Origin of the sequence: Streptomyces sp. RPA4-2, from assembly GCF_012273515.2 — a bacterium.
Classification (GTDB): Bacteria; Actinomycetota; Actinomycetes; order Streptomycetales; family Streptomycetaceae; genus Streptomyces; species Streptomyces kaempferi.
Window position 1 is genome coordinate 3,186,314 of record NZ_CP050975.2, and the last position, 13,597, is coordinate 3,199,910.

The 13,597-nt window shown below is 72.8% G+C and carries 12 protein-coding genes; 2 read left to right on the top strand and 10 right to left on the bottom strand.

All coding sequences use genetic code 11. From position 1 onward, the window contains the following. Window positions 1-206: 206 nt before the first annotated feature. From HEP85_RS13785 to hrcA, 9 genes are all read right to left on the bottom strand, one after another. Window positions 207-1,199 carry an adenosine deaminase gene (locus HEP85_RS13785; RefSeq protein ID WP_168528041.1) on the bottom strand — a complete coding sequence of 331 codons (993 nt, stop codon included), beginning with the start codon at window positions 1,197-1,199 and terminating at the stop codon, window positions 207-209. 20 nt (window positions 1,200-1,219) lie between these two features. Continuing rightward, complete coding sequence (locus HEP85_RS13790) at window positions 1,220-2,125, bottom strand: ribonuclease Z (protein ID WP_168528042.1); 906 nt, start codon at window positions 2,123-2,125, stop codon at window positions 1,220-1,222. A gap of 6 nt (window positions 2,126-2,131) precedes the next feature. Further along, window positions 2,132-2,485 carry a histidine triad nucleotide-binding protein gene (locus tag HEP85_RS13795; protein WP_168528043.1) on the bottom strand — a complete coding sequence of 118 codons (354 nt, stop codon included), beginning with the start codon at window positions 2,483-2,485 and terminating at the stop codon, window positions 2,132-2,134. 129 nt (window positions 2,486-2,614) lie between these two features. Continuing rightward, entirely contained in the window at window positions 2,615-5,845 is a 3,231-nt protein-coding gene (locus HEP85_RS13800) for a S41 family peptidase (RefSeq protein ID WP_369657707.1), read from the bottom strand. Window positions 5,846-5,932: 87 nt separating this feature from the next. Next, a complete protein-coding gene (locus HEP85_RS13805; protein WP_168528044.1) occupies window positions 5,933-6,325 on the bottom strand; it encodes a VOC family protein in 393 nt (130 codons plus the stop codon). Between the two features lie 22 nt (window positions 6,326-6,347). Continuing rightward, on the bottom strand, window positions 6,348-7,097 hold the full coding sequence (locus HEP85_RS13810) for a 16S rRNA (uracil(1498)-N(3))-methyltransferase (RefSeq protein ID WP_168528045.1): 750 nt from the start codon (window positions 7,095-7,097) through the stop codon (window positions 6,348-6,350). Next, a complete protein-coding gene (locus tag HEP85_RS13815; RefSeq protein WP_168528046.1) occupies window positions 7,094-8,191 on the bottom strand; it encodes a nitronate monooxygenase in 1,098 nt (365 codons plus the stop codon). The genes HEP85_RS13810 and HEP85_RS13815 overlap by 4 nt, the downstream gene beginning before the upstream one ends. Before the next feature lie 124 nt (window positions 8,192-8,315). Beyond that, entirely contained in the window at window positions 8,316-9,452 is a 1,137-nt protein-coding gene (dnaJ, locus tag HEP85_RS13820) for a molecular chaperone DnaJ (RefSeq protein ID WP_168528047.1), read from the bottom strand. Continuing rightward, the gene (hrcA, locus tag HEP85_RS13825; protein ID WP_168528048.1) at window positions 9,453-10,469 is read right to left on the bottom strand and encodes a heat-inducible transcriptional repressor HrcA; all 1,017 of its coding nucleotides are present in this window, start codon (window positions 10,467-10,469) and stop codon (window positions 9,453-9,455) included. 205 nt (window positions 10,470-10,674) lie between these two features. Here hrcA and HEP85_RS13830 point away from each other — a divergent pair, with 205 nt between their 5' ends. Both HEP85_RS13830 and HEP85_RS13835 read left to right on the top strand, forming a co-directional pair. Next, window positions 10,675-11,412 carry an MBL fold metallo-hydrolase gene (locus HEP85_RS13830; RefSeq protein WP_329526315.1) on the top strand — a complete coding sequence of 246 codons (738 nt, stop codon included), beginning with the start codon at window positions 10,675-10,677 and terminating at the stop codon, window positions 11,410-11,412. Window positions 11,413-11,457: 45 nt separating this feature from the next. Then, complete coding sequence (locus tag HEP85_RS13835; protein WP_168528050.1) at window positions 11,458-12,261, top strand: DUF3097 domain-containing protein; 804 nt, start codon at window positions 11,458-11,460, stop codon at window positions 12,259-12,261. On the opposite strand, the gene HEP85_RS13840 is transcribed toward HEP85_RS13835, so the two are convergent. Further along, a complete protein-coding gene (locus HEP85_RS13840) occupies window positions 12,245-13,594 on the bottom strand; it encodes a hypothetical protein (protein ID WP_168528051.1) in 1,350 nt (449 codons plus the stop codon). The two genes, HEP85_RS13835 and HEP85_RS13840, sit on opposite strands and share 17 nt — an antisense overlap. Window positions 13,595-13,597: the final 3 nt, after the last annotated feature.

A 13,597-nucleotide genomic window follows, 5' to 3' on the forward strand; every position in this document is an offset into this window, starting at 1 on the left:
CCCCGGACGGGGCGTCCCGGACCGGACGGGTGCGGGCCCGCTTAAGCGGGCACGGTCCCAGCGGCTGCACTTCAAGCGCAGCACCCGCCCAAAGCGGCTCCCGCCCCGAGCGTCATCGCCCCTGGAGGGCCTGCTTCGGGCGGGGCCGCCCGAAGCGGCACCGCCCCAGGCGGGCCCGCTCCAAACCGGCCCGCTCCAAACCGGCTCTACTCGAACTCGTACGCCTCGACCTCGGCGAGGTAGCGCGCCCGCCGCTCCTCGTCGTGGTCGAGGAAGGACGCCACGAACGAGTTGCGCGCCAGTTCCCGCATCCGTTCGCGGTCCAGCCCGAGCGCCTCGCGCACCGCGTGGAAGGTGTCACCGACGTACCCCCCGAAGTAGGCGGGGTCGTCGGAGTTGACGGTGCACAGGAGCCCGGCGTCCAGCATGGCGGGCAGGGGGTGGTCCTCCAGGACGTCCACGGCGCGCAGCCGTACGTTCGACAGCGGACAGAGCGTCAGCGGCACCCTGTCCCGGACCAGCCGCTCGACGAGCTCGGGGTCCTCCATGCAGCGCAGCCCGTGGTCGATGCGCTCGACCCCGAGGACGTCCAGCGCCTCGGTGATGTACGCGGGCGGCCCCTCCTCGCCCGCGTGCGCGACGCGTCGCAGCCCGAGGGCGGCGGCCGCCTCGTACACCTCGCGGAACTTGACCGGCGGGTGTCCGACCTCCGCCGAGTCGAGGCCGATGCCGACGATCCGGTCGAGGTACGGCCGCGCGGCGTCCAGCGTCGCCATCGCCGACTCGGCGGACTCGTCGCGCAGGAAGCACATGATCAGCTGGGTGGAGACGCCGTGCGTTTCCTCGCTGCGGGAGAGCGCGCGGGACAGCCCCTCGACGACCGTCCCCATCCCGACCCCGCGCGCCAGGTGGGCCTGCGGGTCGAAGAAGATCTCCGCGTGCCGCACGCCCTGCGCCGCGGCCCGCGCGAGATAGGCGTCGGCCAGGTCGGCGAAGTCCTGCTCGGTCCGCAGTACGGCCATCAGCTCGTAGTACAGGTTCAGGAACGACTGGAGATCGTCGAAGAGGTACGCCTTGCGCAGCTCCTCGGTGTCCGCGTACGGCAGCGTCACGCCGTTGCGCGCGGCGAGCTCGAAGGCGAGCTCGGGCTCCAGGGTGCCTTCGACATGGAGGTGCAGTTCTGCTTTGGGGAGGGGCATCAAAGCATGGTACGGGCGATTTATGAGCGCTTCGGAACCGGCACCCGCATCAGATCGTGCGCCACGGTCAGCTCCCCGTCGAACCCGGCGGCCCGCGCCTGCCGCTCGAACTCCTCGGGATCGGAGTACCGCTGACTGAAGTGCGTGAGCACCAGATGCCGTACGCCCGCGTCGCGTGCCACCCGGGCCGCCTGACCGGCCGTCAGGTGCCCGTGGTCGGAGGCGAGCCGGTGGTCCTCGTCCAGGAACGTCGACTCGATGACGAGCAGGTCGCAGCCCTCGGCGAGGGCGTCCACCCCCTCGCACAGCCGGGTGTCCATGACGAACGCGAACCGCTGTCCGCGCCGCACCTCGCTGACGTCGTCCAGACGGACTCCGGCCAGGGCTCCCTCGCGCTGGATCCGTCCGACGTCCGGCCCCTTGATGCCGTGCGCGGCGAGCCGCTCGGGCAGTATCCGCCGTCCGTCCGGCTCGACCAGCCGGTATCCGAAGGACTCCACGGGGTGGGAGAGCCTGCGGGCCTCCAGGGTGTACGAGGCCGTGGCCGCGAGCACGCCGTCCGTGTCGACCGGCGCCTCGGTGAGCGCGACGGTCTCGCGGTAGGCGGTGGCGTACCGCAACCGGTCGAAGAAGCTCTGACCGGAACGGGGGAAGTGCGCGGTGACCTCGTGCGGCACGCGGTCGAGGTTGACGCGCTGGATCACCCCGGCGAGCCCGAGCGAGTGGTCGCCGTGGAAGTGCGTGACGCAGATCCGGTGCAGGTCGTGCGCGGCGACCCCGGCCCGCAGCATCTGCCGCTGGGTGCCCTCGCCGGGGTCGAAGAGCAGCCCCTCCCCGTCCCAGCGCAGCAGATAGCCATTGTGGTTGCGGTGCCGGGTCGGGACCTGGCTGGCGGTGCCGAGGACCACCAGTTCACGTACGGACAAGGCCGGTCACCCCGGTGGCCACTGCATGCCGCGGCCACCGAGCAGGTGCGCGTGCGCGTGGAAGACGGTCTGTCCCGCACCGCTGCCGGTGTTGAACACGATCCGGTAGCTGTCCAGCTTCTCCTCGCCCGCGATCCCACCGGCCTCGCGCAGCACGTCCGCCGCGATCAGGGGCTCGGCGGCCGCCAGCGACGCCGCGTCCGGGTGGTGCACCTTGGGGATGACCAGGACGTGGGTGGGCGCCTGCGGGTTTATGTCGCGGAAGGCGAGGGTCGTCTCGCTCTCCCGGACGACGGTCGCCGGGATCTGTCCCGCGATGATCTTGCAGAACAGACAGTCGTCCTGCGGTTCTCCCGCCATGCGTGTCCCTCCTCGTGCCGGCCGGCCCCGGTGTCCCGGACGGCGTCGGTCCCCGCGTCCCGCACGGCGCCGACCACCGCGCCGTGCACGGCGCCGATCATTACGCCGTGCATGCTATCGGCACCTCCGTCAGCCCAGCTCCGGCAGTGACGGCGGGGTCTTCGCCGGGTTCTCCTCCAGGGCCGCCAGCGCGATCCGGATCGCCTCGTCCAGCTGGACGTCGCGGCCGGCGGCGTGGTCCTGCGGGGTCTGGACGACCTCGATGTCCGGGTCGACGCCGTAGTTCTCCACGCCCCACCCGTACCCCTCCAGCCAGAACGCGTACTTGGGCTGGGTGACAAGGGTGCCGTCGACGAGCCGGTAGCGGCTGTCGATGCCGATCACCCCGCCCCAGGTGCGCGTGCCCACCACCGGACCGATCCCGAGCGCCTTGACCGCCGCGTTGACGATGTCCCCGTCCGAGCCGGAGAACTCGTTGGCCACGGCGACGACGGGGCCGCGCGGCGCGTCCTCCGGATAGCTGTACGGCCGCATCCCGCGCGGCAGGTCCCAGCCCACGATCCGCCGGGCGAGCTTCTCGACGACCAGCTGGGAGGTGTGGCCGCCGCGGTTCTCCCGCACGTCCACGACCAGCCCCTCCCGGGCCACCTCGATCCGCAGGTCTCGGTGGAGCTGCGCCCACCCGGAGCCGACCATGTCCGGCACGTGCAGATACCCCAGCCGGCCCCCGGAGCGCTCGTGGACGTACGCCCGCCGGTCCGCGACCCACGCGTGGTAGCGCAGCGCCTCCTCGTCGGCGAGCGGGACGACCACCGCGTGCCGGGGGTCACCGCCGCCGGACGGGGAGACCGTCAGCTCGACCGGCTTGCCCGCCGTGCCCACCAGCAGCGGCCCGGGACCGGCCACCGGGTCCACCGGCTGCCCGCCGACCTGGACGATCGCGTCCCCGGCCCGCACCGCGACCCCGGGCGCGGCGAGCGGTGCCCGCGCGTCGGGGTCGGAGGTCTCCGAGGGGAGGATCCGGTCGATACGCCAACTGCCGTCCTCGTGACGGGAGATGTCCGCCCCGAGCAGTCCCTGCGCCCGGTCGCCGCCGCTCCAGCCGCCGCGCGGGATCACATACGCGTGCGAGGTGCCCAGCTCGCCCTGCACCTCCCAGAGCAGGTCCACCAGGTCGTCGTGGGTGGCGATCCGGTCGAGGAGCGGGCGGTAGCGGTCGAGTACGTCCCCCCAGTCGGCCCCGCCCAGATCGGGCCGCCAGAAGTTGTCCCGCATCAGGCGGCCCGTCTCGTCGTACATCTGGCGCCACTCGGCGGCCGGGTCGACCGTCTGACGGATCCGCGAGAGGTCGACGGTGATGTTGGTGTCGCTCTCGTCGTCGTTCGAGGCGCGCCGGTCGCTGGGGACGAGCTTGAGCTTGCCGTCGGTCCACAGCAGGACCCGCTTGCCGTCGCCGGTGACGGCGAAGTGGTCGGCGTCCGCGGCGAGATGCTCGATGCGGTGCTGGGCCAGGTCGTACCGCTCCAGCTCGGTCTTCGGGTCCGGGTCGTCCGGGGTGGCGCGGGAGGCGCCGAGCACACCGCGGACCGGGTGGCGCAGCCACAGCAGCCCGTCCTTGGCGGCCCGCAGCGTCGAGTAGCGGGCGGCCTCGACGGGGAACGGGACGATCCGGTCGCCGAGCCCTTCGAGGTCGATCCGGGTCGCGGGGGTGCCCTCGCTGTCGGGCGTCTCGGCCCCGCGGCTCTCGGGGGCCTCGAAGGCACGGCCGTGCCGCTGCGGTCCGAAGGGGGAGGGGGTGGTCGCGGCCAGCGTGATCAGGTACGGGCGGGATCCCTCCACGAACGCCAGGTCGAAGACGTGTTCGTCGTAGACCGGGTCGAAGGAGCGCGCGGAGAGGAAGGCGAGGTGCTTGCCGTCGAGGGTGAACGCGGGCGCGTAGTCACGGAAGCGCAGCGGCGTCGCCTCGGTGACCGACAGGTCCGCGGTGTTCGCCAGTTTCAGCTGGCGCAGCGGACGCGGGCCGGGGTGCGACCAGGCGAGCCACGCCGAGTCCGGCGAGAAGACCAGCCCGCTGACGTCCCCGTCGGTGCTGCGGTCGACCTCGCGCACCTCGCCGGTCTCCCGCTCGACGAGCAGCACCCGTCCGTCGTGCGAGGCGACGGCGGCGCGGCTGCCGTCGGGTGCCATGGCGAGCCCGAGGACGCGGCCGAGCTGCCCGGCGGCGAGCCGGCGCGGGGTCGCTCCGGGGGCGGTCCCGGTCGCCGGGGCGAACTCCAGCGCGTCGTCGCCCGCCGCGTCGGTCACCCACACGACGTGCTCCTCGCCGTCCACCCGGAAGGTGCGCGGCAGCCGGGCGCGCACGCCGGGCCGGGTGGCGAGCGCGCGGGCCGGACCCGAGCGGTGGGTGATCCAGTGGACGGAGCCGCGCACGGAGACCGCGCTGCCGCGTCCGGTGTGGTCGGGCGCGGCGGCCGAGAACCAGCGGGACGCGCTGACGGGGTGCGGCTGCTGGTCGACGCGCTGTCCGCCGAGCCGGATGTCGAGCCTGCGCGGCTCGGCGCCGTCCAGGTCGTCGAGCAGCCACAGTTCACCGGCGGACGCGTAGACGACCCGGGTGCCGTCGGTCGCCGCGTGCCGGGCGTAAAAACCGTCGAGGGGCGTGTGGCGGCGCAGGTCGGAGCCGTCGGCGAGGGACGAGTAGAGGGCCCCGACCCCTTCGTGGTCGGACAGGAACGCGAGCCGCTCCCCTGCCCACAGGGGGTATTCGAGGTTCCCGTCCAGATCCTCGTGCAGGCGTACGAACTCGCCGTCGCCCTCGCGGTCGATCCACAGCTTGCCCGCCGTGCCGCCGCGGTACCGCTTCCACCAGGCGGCCTCGCGTCCCATCGGGGCGGACAGGAGGAGCACGCCCGGCCCGCCGTGCGCGACGTCGCCGACCGGCCCGTAGGGAAGGGTGGTGGCGGGACCGCCGTCGAGCGGGACGGCCCGCGCCCAGCTGCGCCGCAGGCTCGCCTGGCCCTGGGCGCTGAGGGCGAGCACGTGGCCGTCCGGGGTCCAGCCGCGCACCTGGGTCCGCGGATTGCCCCAGTACGTGAGCCGTCTGGCCGCTCCGCCCTCCAGCGGGGCCACGTGCACCTCGGGCGCGCCGTCCCGGGTGGAGGTCCAGGCGACGCTCTCACCGTCGGGCGAGATACGTGGGTGGTTCACCGGGACGTTGTCGGCGCTGACCCGCCAGGCACGGCCGCCGCCGTCGAGGGGAGCGACCCAGACGTCGTCCTCGGCGGTGAACGCGACCAGATCGCCACGCAGATGCGGGAAACGGAGGTAGCCGGATGATACGGACGATGCAGACTGTGTCACCCGATCACCCTATGCAGCGACAGCTCACCCGGAAAGGGGTTTGGATCACTTGCCCCGGCGGGCGGGCGGCAGGTACGCCGGTGCGCCTCAGTTGCGCAGGAGCAGCCACTCCTGAAGCTCCACGAGGTTGCCCTCCGGGTCCTTGAGATGGGCCACGCGCATGCGGTCGGTCATCGGAGCGGGGCCGTGGGCGATGACGCCGCCGCGCGAGACGACACCGGCGCAGTAGGCGTCGAGGTCGTCGACGCGCAGGACGACCAGGGAGCGGTGTCCCGTCGCCGAATCGCCCAGCTCACCGAGGATCCGGGCCATCATGGCGCGGTCCTGGAGGGCGATGCCCGCGGAGCCGGTGGCGGCGCTGAACTTCTCGTACGGTCCCTCGGCCGCCCCCGACTGGGGCTTGAGGCCGAGGACTTCGGCGTAGAAGCGGTAACAGGCCGGGAAGTCGGCGACGAGCAGCCGTACCTGGGCGAGTTCCAACGCATCCCCCGTGGGTGTTCGTTCAGGACCAGCGGCCGGTGCGCCCCAGCAGCAGCGCGGTCGCCGCGGTCCCTGCGGTCGACGTACGCAGCACGCTACGCCCCAGCCGGTACGCCTTCGCACCCGCCTGCGCGAAGAGGTCCAACTCCTCGGGCGAGACGCCCCCTTCGGGCCCCACGACCAGCACGATCCTTCCGGACGAGGGCAGTTCGGCCGTGGCGAGCGGCTCGCTGCCGTACTCCCGGTCCTCGTGCAGCACCGCCGCGAAGTCCGCTTCGGCCAGAAGTGCGGCGACCTGCTTGGTCGTCGCCGCGTCCGCGACCTCGGGGAAGCGCACCCGACGGGACTGTTTGCCGGCCTCGCGCGCCGTCGCCCGCCACTTGGCGAGCGCCTTCAGACCCCGGTCGCCCCTCCACTGGGTGATGCAGCGCGAGGCGGCCCAGGGGACGATCGCGTCCACCCCGGTCTCGGTCATGGTCTCGACGGCCAGCTCACCCCGGTCGCCCTTGGGCAGGGCCTGGACGACGGTGATCCAAGGGGACTGGGGAGGTTCCTCGGCGAAGGAGTCGATGCGCACGGTCAGCCGGTCCTTGCCCTCGGCGTCGACGACGACGCCCTGCGCCCAGCGCCCGGCACCGTCGGTGAGGACGACCTCCTCGCCGGACCGCAGCCGTTTCACGGAGACGGCGTGCCGGCCCTCGGGACCGTCGAGGACATAACGCCCCGCACTGTCCGCGTCGAAGTGGTCGACCACGAACACCGGTGCCGTCATCGCTCCGTACCCCCCGCTCCGCCCGCACCGCCGGGCAGGGACAACGCTGTCCTCGCCGCGTCCAGCTCGGCGCACAGCACCTCCACCAGCTGTCCCGCGGACAGTTCACGGGCCATCCGGTGCCCCTGCCCCGCCCACAGGGCCATGCCCTGCGCGTCGCCCGCCCTGGCCGCCGCCTTGCGCAGCGGGGAGGTGAGGTGGTGGACGTCGGGGTACGCGGCGGGCGCGTACGGCCCGTGCTCCCGCATGAAGCGGTTGACCAGGCCGCGCGCGGGGCGGCCGGAGAACGCGCGCGTCAGCTCCGTGCGGACGAAGAGGGGGTTGGTCAGGGACTGCTTGTGCACGGCGTGCGCGCCGGACTCCGGGGTGGCGAGGAACGCGGTACCGAGCTGCGCCGCGTTCGCGCCCGCGGCGAGCGCCGCGGCGATCTGACTGCCGCGCATGATGCCGCCGGCGGCGACGACCGGGATCTGCACGGTCTCGCGGACCTGGGTGATCAGGGAGAGCAGTCCGATCCCCGTGCCGTCCGTCTCCGGGTTGTCGCGGTGGGTGCCCTGGTGACCGCCGGCCTCCACGCCCTGCACGACGACCGCGGCGGCCCCCGCCCGCTGCACCGCGAGGGCCTCCTCGGCCGTGGTCGCGGTGATCATGGTGAGTGTGCCGGCCCGGGCGAAGGAGTCCAGGACGTCACGGGTGGGGCAGCCGAAGTGGAAGGAGACCACCGGCACCGGGTTGTCGAGGAGGACCGCGAGCTTGGCGTCGTAGCCGTCGTCGCGGCCGCTGTCCGGATCGCCGAGCTCCGTCTCGTACCAGGAGGCCTCACCGGCCAGCTGGTGGGCGTACACCTCGACGGTGGCCGGGTCCGCGTACTCGGCCTGCGGCATGAAGAGGTTGACCCCGAAGGGCCGGCTCGTCAGCCCGCGCAACTGCTTGATCTCCTGGTACATGCCGTCGGCGGTCTTGTACCCGGCGGCGAGGAACCCGAGCCCGCCGGCCTCGGACACGGCGGCCGCGAGGTGCGGGACGGAGACGCCGCCCGCCATGGGGGCCTGCACGATCGGGTGAGGGAAGAGATCGGTCAGTGCGGAGGACATGACGGCATGTTGTCACGTCCTCCGAACAAGTCCGAAATCCGGCCTTCCGCCCGCCGTGGGCCGCCGGGGCGGACGGTCCACGGCCCTTTTCCGCCCCCGCCGCCCCTGCCCGTCGTCGTCCGGGTCAGCGGCCGTTGAACGCGTCCTTCAGGCGGGAGAACAGGCCCTGCTGGCCCGGCTGGAACTGCCCGGTCGGACGCTCCTCGCCGCGCAGCAGCGCCAGCTCCCGGAGCACCCGCTCCTGTTCGGCGTCGAGCTTGGTCGGCGTGGTGACCTCGACATGCACGATGAGGTCGCCCCGGCCGCCGCCGCGCAGATGCGTGACGCCGCGCCCGTGCAGCGGGATCGACTGCCCGGACTGCGTGCCGGGCCGGATGTCGACCTCCTCGAGACCGTCGAGGGTCTCCAGCGGCACCTTGGTGCCGAGCGACGCCGCGGTCATCGGGATGGTGACCGTGCAGTGCAGGTCGTCACCGCGGCGCTGGAAGGTCGAGTGCGGCAGTTCGTGGATCTCGACGTAGAGGTCACCGGCGGGACCGCCACCGGGCCCGACCTCGCCCTCGCCCGCGAGCTGGATCCGGGTGCCGTTGTCGACGCCCGCCGGGATCTTCACCGTGAGCGTGCGCCGGGACCGGACCCGCCCGTCGCCCGCGCACTCCGGGCACGGGGTCGGCACGACGGTGCCGAACCCCTGGCACTGCGGGCACGGACGGGACGTCATGACCTGACCCAGGAACGACCGGGTGACCTGGGACACCTCACCGCGTCCGCGGCACATGTCGCAGGTCTGGGCGGAGGTTCCCGGCGCGGCGCCCTCACCGCTGCAGGTGGCGCAGACGACGGCCGTGTCGACCTGGATGTCCTTCGTCGTGCCGAAGGCGGCCTCGTCCAGCTCGATCTCGAGCCGGATCATGGCGTCCTGGCCGCGCCGCGTGCGGGACCGGGGGCCCCGCTGCGACGCCGTGCCGAAGAAGGCGTCCATGATGTCCGAGAAGTTGCCGAAGCCACCGGCGCCGAAGCCGCCGGCGCCCGCGCCGCCCGCCTGGGACAACGGGTCGCCGCCGAGGTCGTAGACCTGCTTCTTCTGCGGGTCCGACAACACCTCGTACGCGGCGTTGATCTCTTTGAACCGCTCCTGCGTCTTCGGATCGGGATTGACGTCCGGATGCAGCTCGCGTGCGAGCCGCCGGAAAGCCTTCTTGATCTCGTCCTGGGACGCGTCGCGGCGCACGCCGAGCACGGCGTAGTAGTCCGTGGCCACTTAAGACTCCGCCAGGATCTGTCCGACGTACCGTGCCACCGCTCGTACCGCTCCCATCGTTCCCGGGTAATCCATGCGGGTCGGTCCGACCACGCCGAGTTTGGCTACTGCCTCGTCGCCCGAACCGTAGCCGACGGAGACCACGGACGTGGAGTTGAGTCCCTCGTACGCGTTCTCGTGACCGATCCGTACGGTCATGCCCGAATCCCCCGCCTCCCCAAGCAACTTGAGGAGCACGACCTGTTCCTCCAGTGCTTCGAGCACCGGTCTGATCGTGAGGGGAAAATCATGTCCGAAGCGGGTCAGGTTCGCGGTGCCGCCGATCATCAGACGCTCCTCGGTCTCCTCGACGAGCGTCTCCAGAAGGGTGGAGAGCACCGTCGCGACGGTACCCCGGTCGTCCGCCTCGAAGGCGTCCGGCAGGTCCTGGACGAGCGGCGGGACGTCCGCGAAGCGGCGGCCCGCGACCCGGCTGTTGAGCCGGGCCCGCAGATCCGCCACGGAGGTCTCCCCGAACGGCGCCGGACAGTCGATCATGCGCTGCTCGACCCGCCCCGTGTCCGTGATCAGGACGAGCATCAGCCGGGCGGGCGCCAGGGACAGCAGCTCCACGTGGCGCACGGTCGATCTGGTCAGCGACGGGTACTGCACGACGGCGACCTGCCGCGTCAGCTGCGCGAGCAGCCGCACGGTCCGCCCGACGACGTCGTCCAGGTCGACGGCGCCGCCCAGGAAGTTCTGGATGGCCCGCCGCTCGGGCCCGGTCATCGGCTTGACGCCGGCGAGCTTGTCGACGAAGAGCCGGTAGCCCTTGTCGGTGGGGATGCGCCCGGCACTGGTGTGCGGCTGGGCGATGTACCCCTCGTCCTCCAGGGCGGCCATGTCGTTGCGGACCGTGGCCGGGGAGACTCCCAGCCGGTGCCGCTCCGTCAGCGCCTTGGAACCGACCGGCTCCTCGGTGCCGACGTAGTCCTGGACGATGGCGCGCAGCACTTCGAGCCTGCGTTCACTCAGCATCGCGCACACCTCCAGATGTCGGTCCCTCGTCGCCTCGCTTGGCACTCAGCGCGTGCGAGTGCCAGCATTCCCCGGCCAGTGTACGGCCGGTGGGTACGACCCCGGCAAGGGCGGGCCCGCGATCTTGCGCACGTATGCCGACGTGTCCCGCGATGTCTCACCGGCGTCCGCCCTCCGGCCAGTGCCTCGGCACTAGCGTCACCGTATGAAGGTGACTTGGGAAGAGCCGGGGTGGGAGGAGCTGGCCCCGCACGTGGGGCGGCGGCGGCTCGCGGGCTGGGACTGCACGGCCGGGCTGGTGGTGGGCGGGGGCGCGGCGCTCATGGTCGACGCGGGAGCGAGCCTCGGGGAGGGCGCACGGTTGCGCGCCGAGGCGCGACGGCTCCTCGGCCCGGACCGGGACGTGACGCACCTCGCACTCACCCACCCGCACTTCGACCATGTCTTCGGCGCGGCGGCGTTCGCGGGCGCGCGGGTGTTCGGGGCGGCCGGCCTCGGCGCGGTCTTCGCGCAGGAGGGCGAGGAACTGCGCGTGGACGCCGTACGCCACGGCCTGGACCCGCGTGACGCCGCCGAGGCCGCGGGCGCCCTGGTCCCCCCGCGGCACTCCGTGTCGGGCGAGCGGACGCTCGACCTGGGCGGCGGTGTGCGGGCCGTGCTGGCGGACGTGGGACCCGGCCACACGGCGCACGATCTGGTGGTCCTGGTGACCGGGGCGCCCGGCACCCCGGAGGTCGTCTTCTGCGGGGACCTGGTGGAGGAGTCGGGCGAGCCCCAGGCCGGTCCCGACGCCGTCCCCTCCCGCTGGCCGGCGGCGCTGGACCGGCTGCTCGCCCTGGGCGGCGACGAGGCAGTGTACGTACCCGGTCACGGGGCCGCGGTGAATGCCGCGTTCGTCCGGGCTCAGCGGGACGCGCTGGCGACACGTTTCGGCGTGTCGTAGGGATCTCCCCGCCACCGCCCCGCCGGTTCTCCTATCGTCATCCGAATGCGCCAGTACTCTCCGGATCTCACCCCGCCGTGGAAGAAGCCCAAGCCGGTGCCCGAGGTCCCCGCGGACCCGGGCCTGGTGGTCGAGGAGCCCGGTACGGGGTTCTGCGGGGCGGTGATCGGCTGCGAGGCGGGCACGGTGACGCTGGAGGACCGCTTCGGCAAGCACCGGGTGTTCCCGCTGGAGCCGCGCGGTTTCCTGCTGGAGGGCAGGGTGGTCACGCTGGTCCGTCCGGCCGCGGGACCGGTGCGGTCCGGTCGCACGGCATCCGGTTCGGTCGCCGTGCCGGGCGCACGGGCCCGGGCGGCGCGGGCCGGCCGCATCTACGTGGAGGGCCGCCACGACGCCGAACTGGTCGAGCGCGTCTGGGGTGACGACCTCCGTATCGAGGGCGTCGTGGTCGAGTACCTGGAGGGCGTCGACGATCTCCCCGCCGTCGTGGAGGAGTTCGCCCCGGGGCCGGACGCCCGGCTGGGTGTGCTGGTCGACCATCTGGTCCCGGGCACGAAGGAGTCGCGTATCGCGGCGGCGGTCACGAGTGACCACGCCCTCGTCCTCGGCCACCCGTACATCGACGTCTGGGAGGCCGTGAAGCCGTCCTCCGTGGGCATTCCCGCCTGGCCCCGGGTCCCGCGCGGGCAGGACTGGAAGACGGGCGTGTGCCGGGCCCTGGGCTGGCCGGAGAACACCGGTGCGGCCTGGCAGCACATCCTGTCCCGGGTGCGCTCCTACAAGGACCTGGAGCCCGAACTCCTGGGCCGGGTGGAGGAGCTGATCGACTTCGTCACGGCGCCGGAGTGACACCGGGGTCGTCGAGATCGTGGGGAGGGCGGGCGTCCTCGGGACGACGGGGGGCGGGGGATGCGACGGGACCGCCGGTGTCGCGGCCCCGGCTGCGGTGGCCCTTCCTGTCGCGGTCTCCCTGGTAGCCGGACGGCATCCGCTCACCGCCGAACCAGATGTGCGGCGCCCACCGCCGGCAGCCCGCCGCCACCGCGTGCCGGCCCCCGGCGGGCCAGATGGAGACCCGATGACGCGGCCGGGGCAGCCCCGGCCGCAGCGGCTCGGTGTCGCGCACCCACTGCCACAGCAGCGGGTCGTCGCGGTCGATCTCGTCCTTCGGGCAGAGTTCCAGGGTGCGCAACGGCGGAGCCTCGTAGATGCCGACGCCGGCCAGCGAGTCCCACGGGAGCGTCACGGACCGCCCTCTCCGGACGATGTGGACCCCGTCGGCGTCCATGGTGACGCGGCGGCCGTAGTCCATCCGGGCGCCCCGCGCGATCATCACCAGGGCCCAGCCGGCCGACAGCACCAGCACGGCGGCGATCACCTGGCGGACCACGGCGCCCGCACCGTGCCCGTGCTCGGGTACCAGCGCCCACACGGCCCACCCGCAGAGCGCCACCAGCGCCAGCGCCACGCCGAGTCGGCGGTATACCAGGATCATGCCCCTCTGGACGACCACCGTGTCCCCGATGCCGACGGCGTCGAACACCAGCGGGGCGTGCGCCACCGTGTCGGACCGCTCGGCCGTCCGCTCCCGGTGGCCCGTCTCGTCCGGCTGTCCCGGATACGACATCGGCTGCTCCTTGCGCCCGAACCACAGCTCGGGCGCCCACCGCACGAACGCCTTCTCGTACGCCTTGTGGGAGTCGCCGACGTCGATGCGGTAGCGGAGCCGGGGCAGGCCCGGCCGGAGCGGTTCCGTGTCGCGGACGAACTTCCACAGCAGCGGGTCGTCGCGGTCCATCTCGCCGTGCGGGCACAGCTCGACCGTGAAAACGGCACGGTGGGAGGTCCGTGCCCAGTACATTCCGGCCCCGGCCAGCGAGTCCCAGCGGATCAGGGCGGCCTCTTTGCCCCGCATCCACCAGAAGCCGGTCGAGTCGAAGGCGGTGACCCACCGGCGAGCCCGCCAGCGGGAGACGAACAGGATCAGGCCGCCCACGCCCATCGCCATGAGCATCGCGAGAGGTATCCAGCCGGCACCGATCCCGTCGTCCCGGAAGGCGAACCAGAGACCCGTCCAGCCGCCCCCGAGGCACACCACCACGATCGGCAGGCTGAGCAGCAGTCGCCGCAGCCCGTACCGAAGAACGGTCGCGTCCTCGGCCGGCCACTCACCAGAGATCATGAA

Excerpts from the sequence above, each read along its gene's own strand:
- HEP85_RS13815 (WP_168528046.1), bottom strand. The coding sequence starts at position 8,191 with ATGTCCTCCGCACTGACCGATCTCTTCCCTCACCCGATCGTGCAGGCC.
- HEP85_RS13840 (WP_168528051.1), bottom strand. The coding sequence starts at position 13,594 with ATGATCTCTGGTGAGTGGCCGGCCGAGGACGCGACCGTTCTTCGGTAC.
- HEP85_RS13785 (WP_168528041.1), bottom strand. The coding sequence starts at position 1,199 with ATGCCCCTCCCCAAAGCAGAACTGCACCTCCATGTCGAAGGCACCCTG.
- HEP85_RS13810 (WP_168528045.1), bottom strand. The coding sequence starts at position 7,097 with ATGACGGCACCGGTGTTCGTGGTCGACCACTTCGACGCGGACAGTGCG.
- HEP85_RS13835 (WP_168528050.1), top strand. The coding sequence starts at position 11,458 with ATGCGCCAGTACTCTCCGGATCTCACCCCGCCGTGGAAGAAGCCCAAG.
- HEP85_RS13795 (WP_168528043.1), bottom strand. The coding sequence starts at position 2,485 with ATGGCGGGAGAACCGCAGGACGACTGTCTGTTCTGCAAGATCATCGCG.
- HEP85_RS13830 (WP_329526315.1), top strand. The coding sequence starts at position 10,675 with ATGAAGGTGACTTGGGAAGAGCCGGGGTGGGAGGAGCTGGCCCCGCAC.
- hrcA (WP_168528048.1), bottom strand. The coding sequence starts at position 10,469 with ATGCTGAGTGAACGCAGGCTCGAAGTGCTGCGCGCCATCGTCCAGGAC.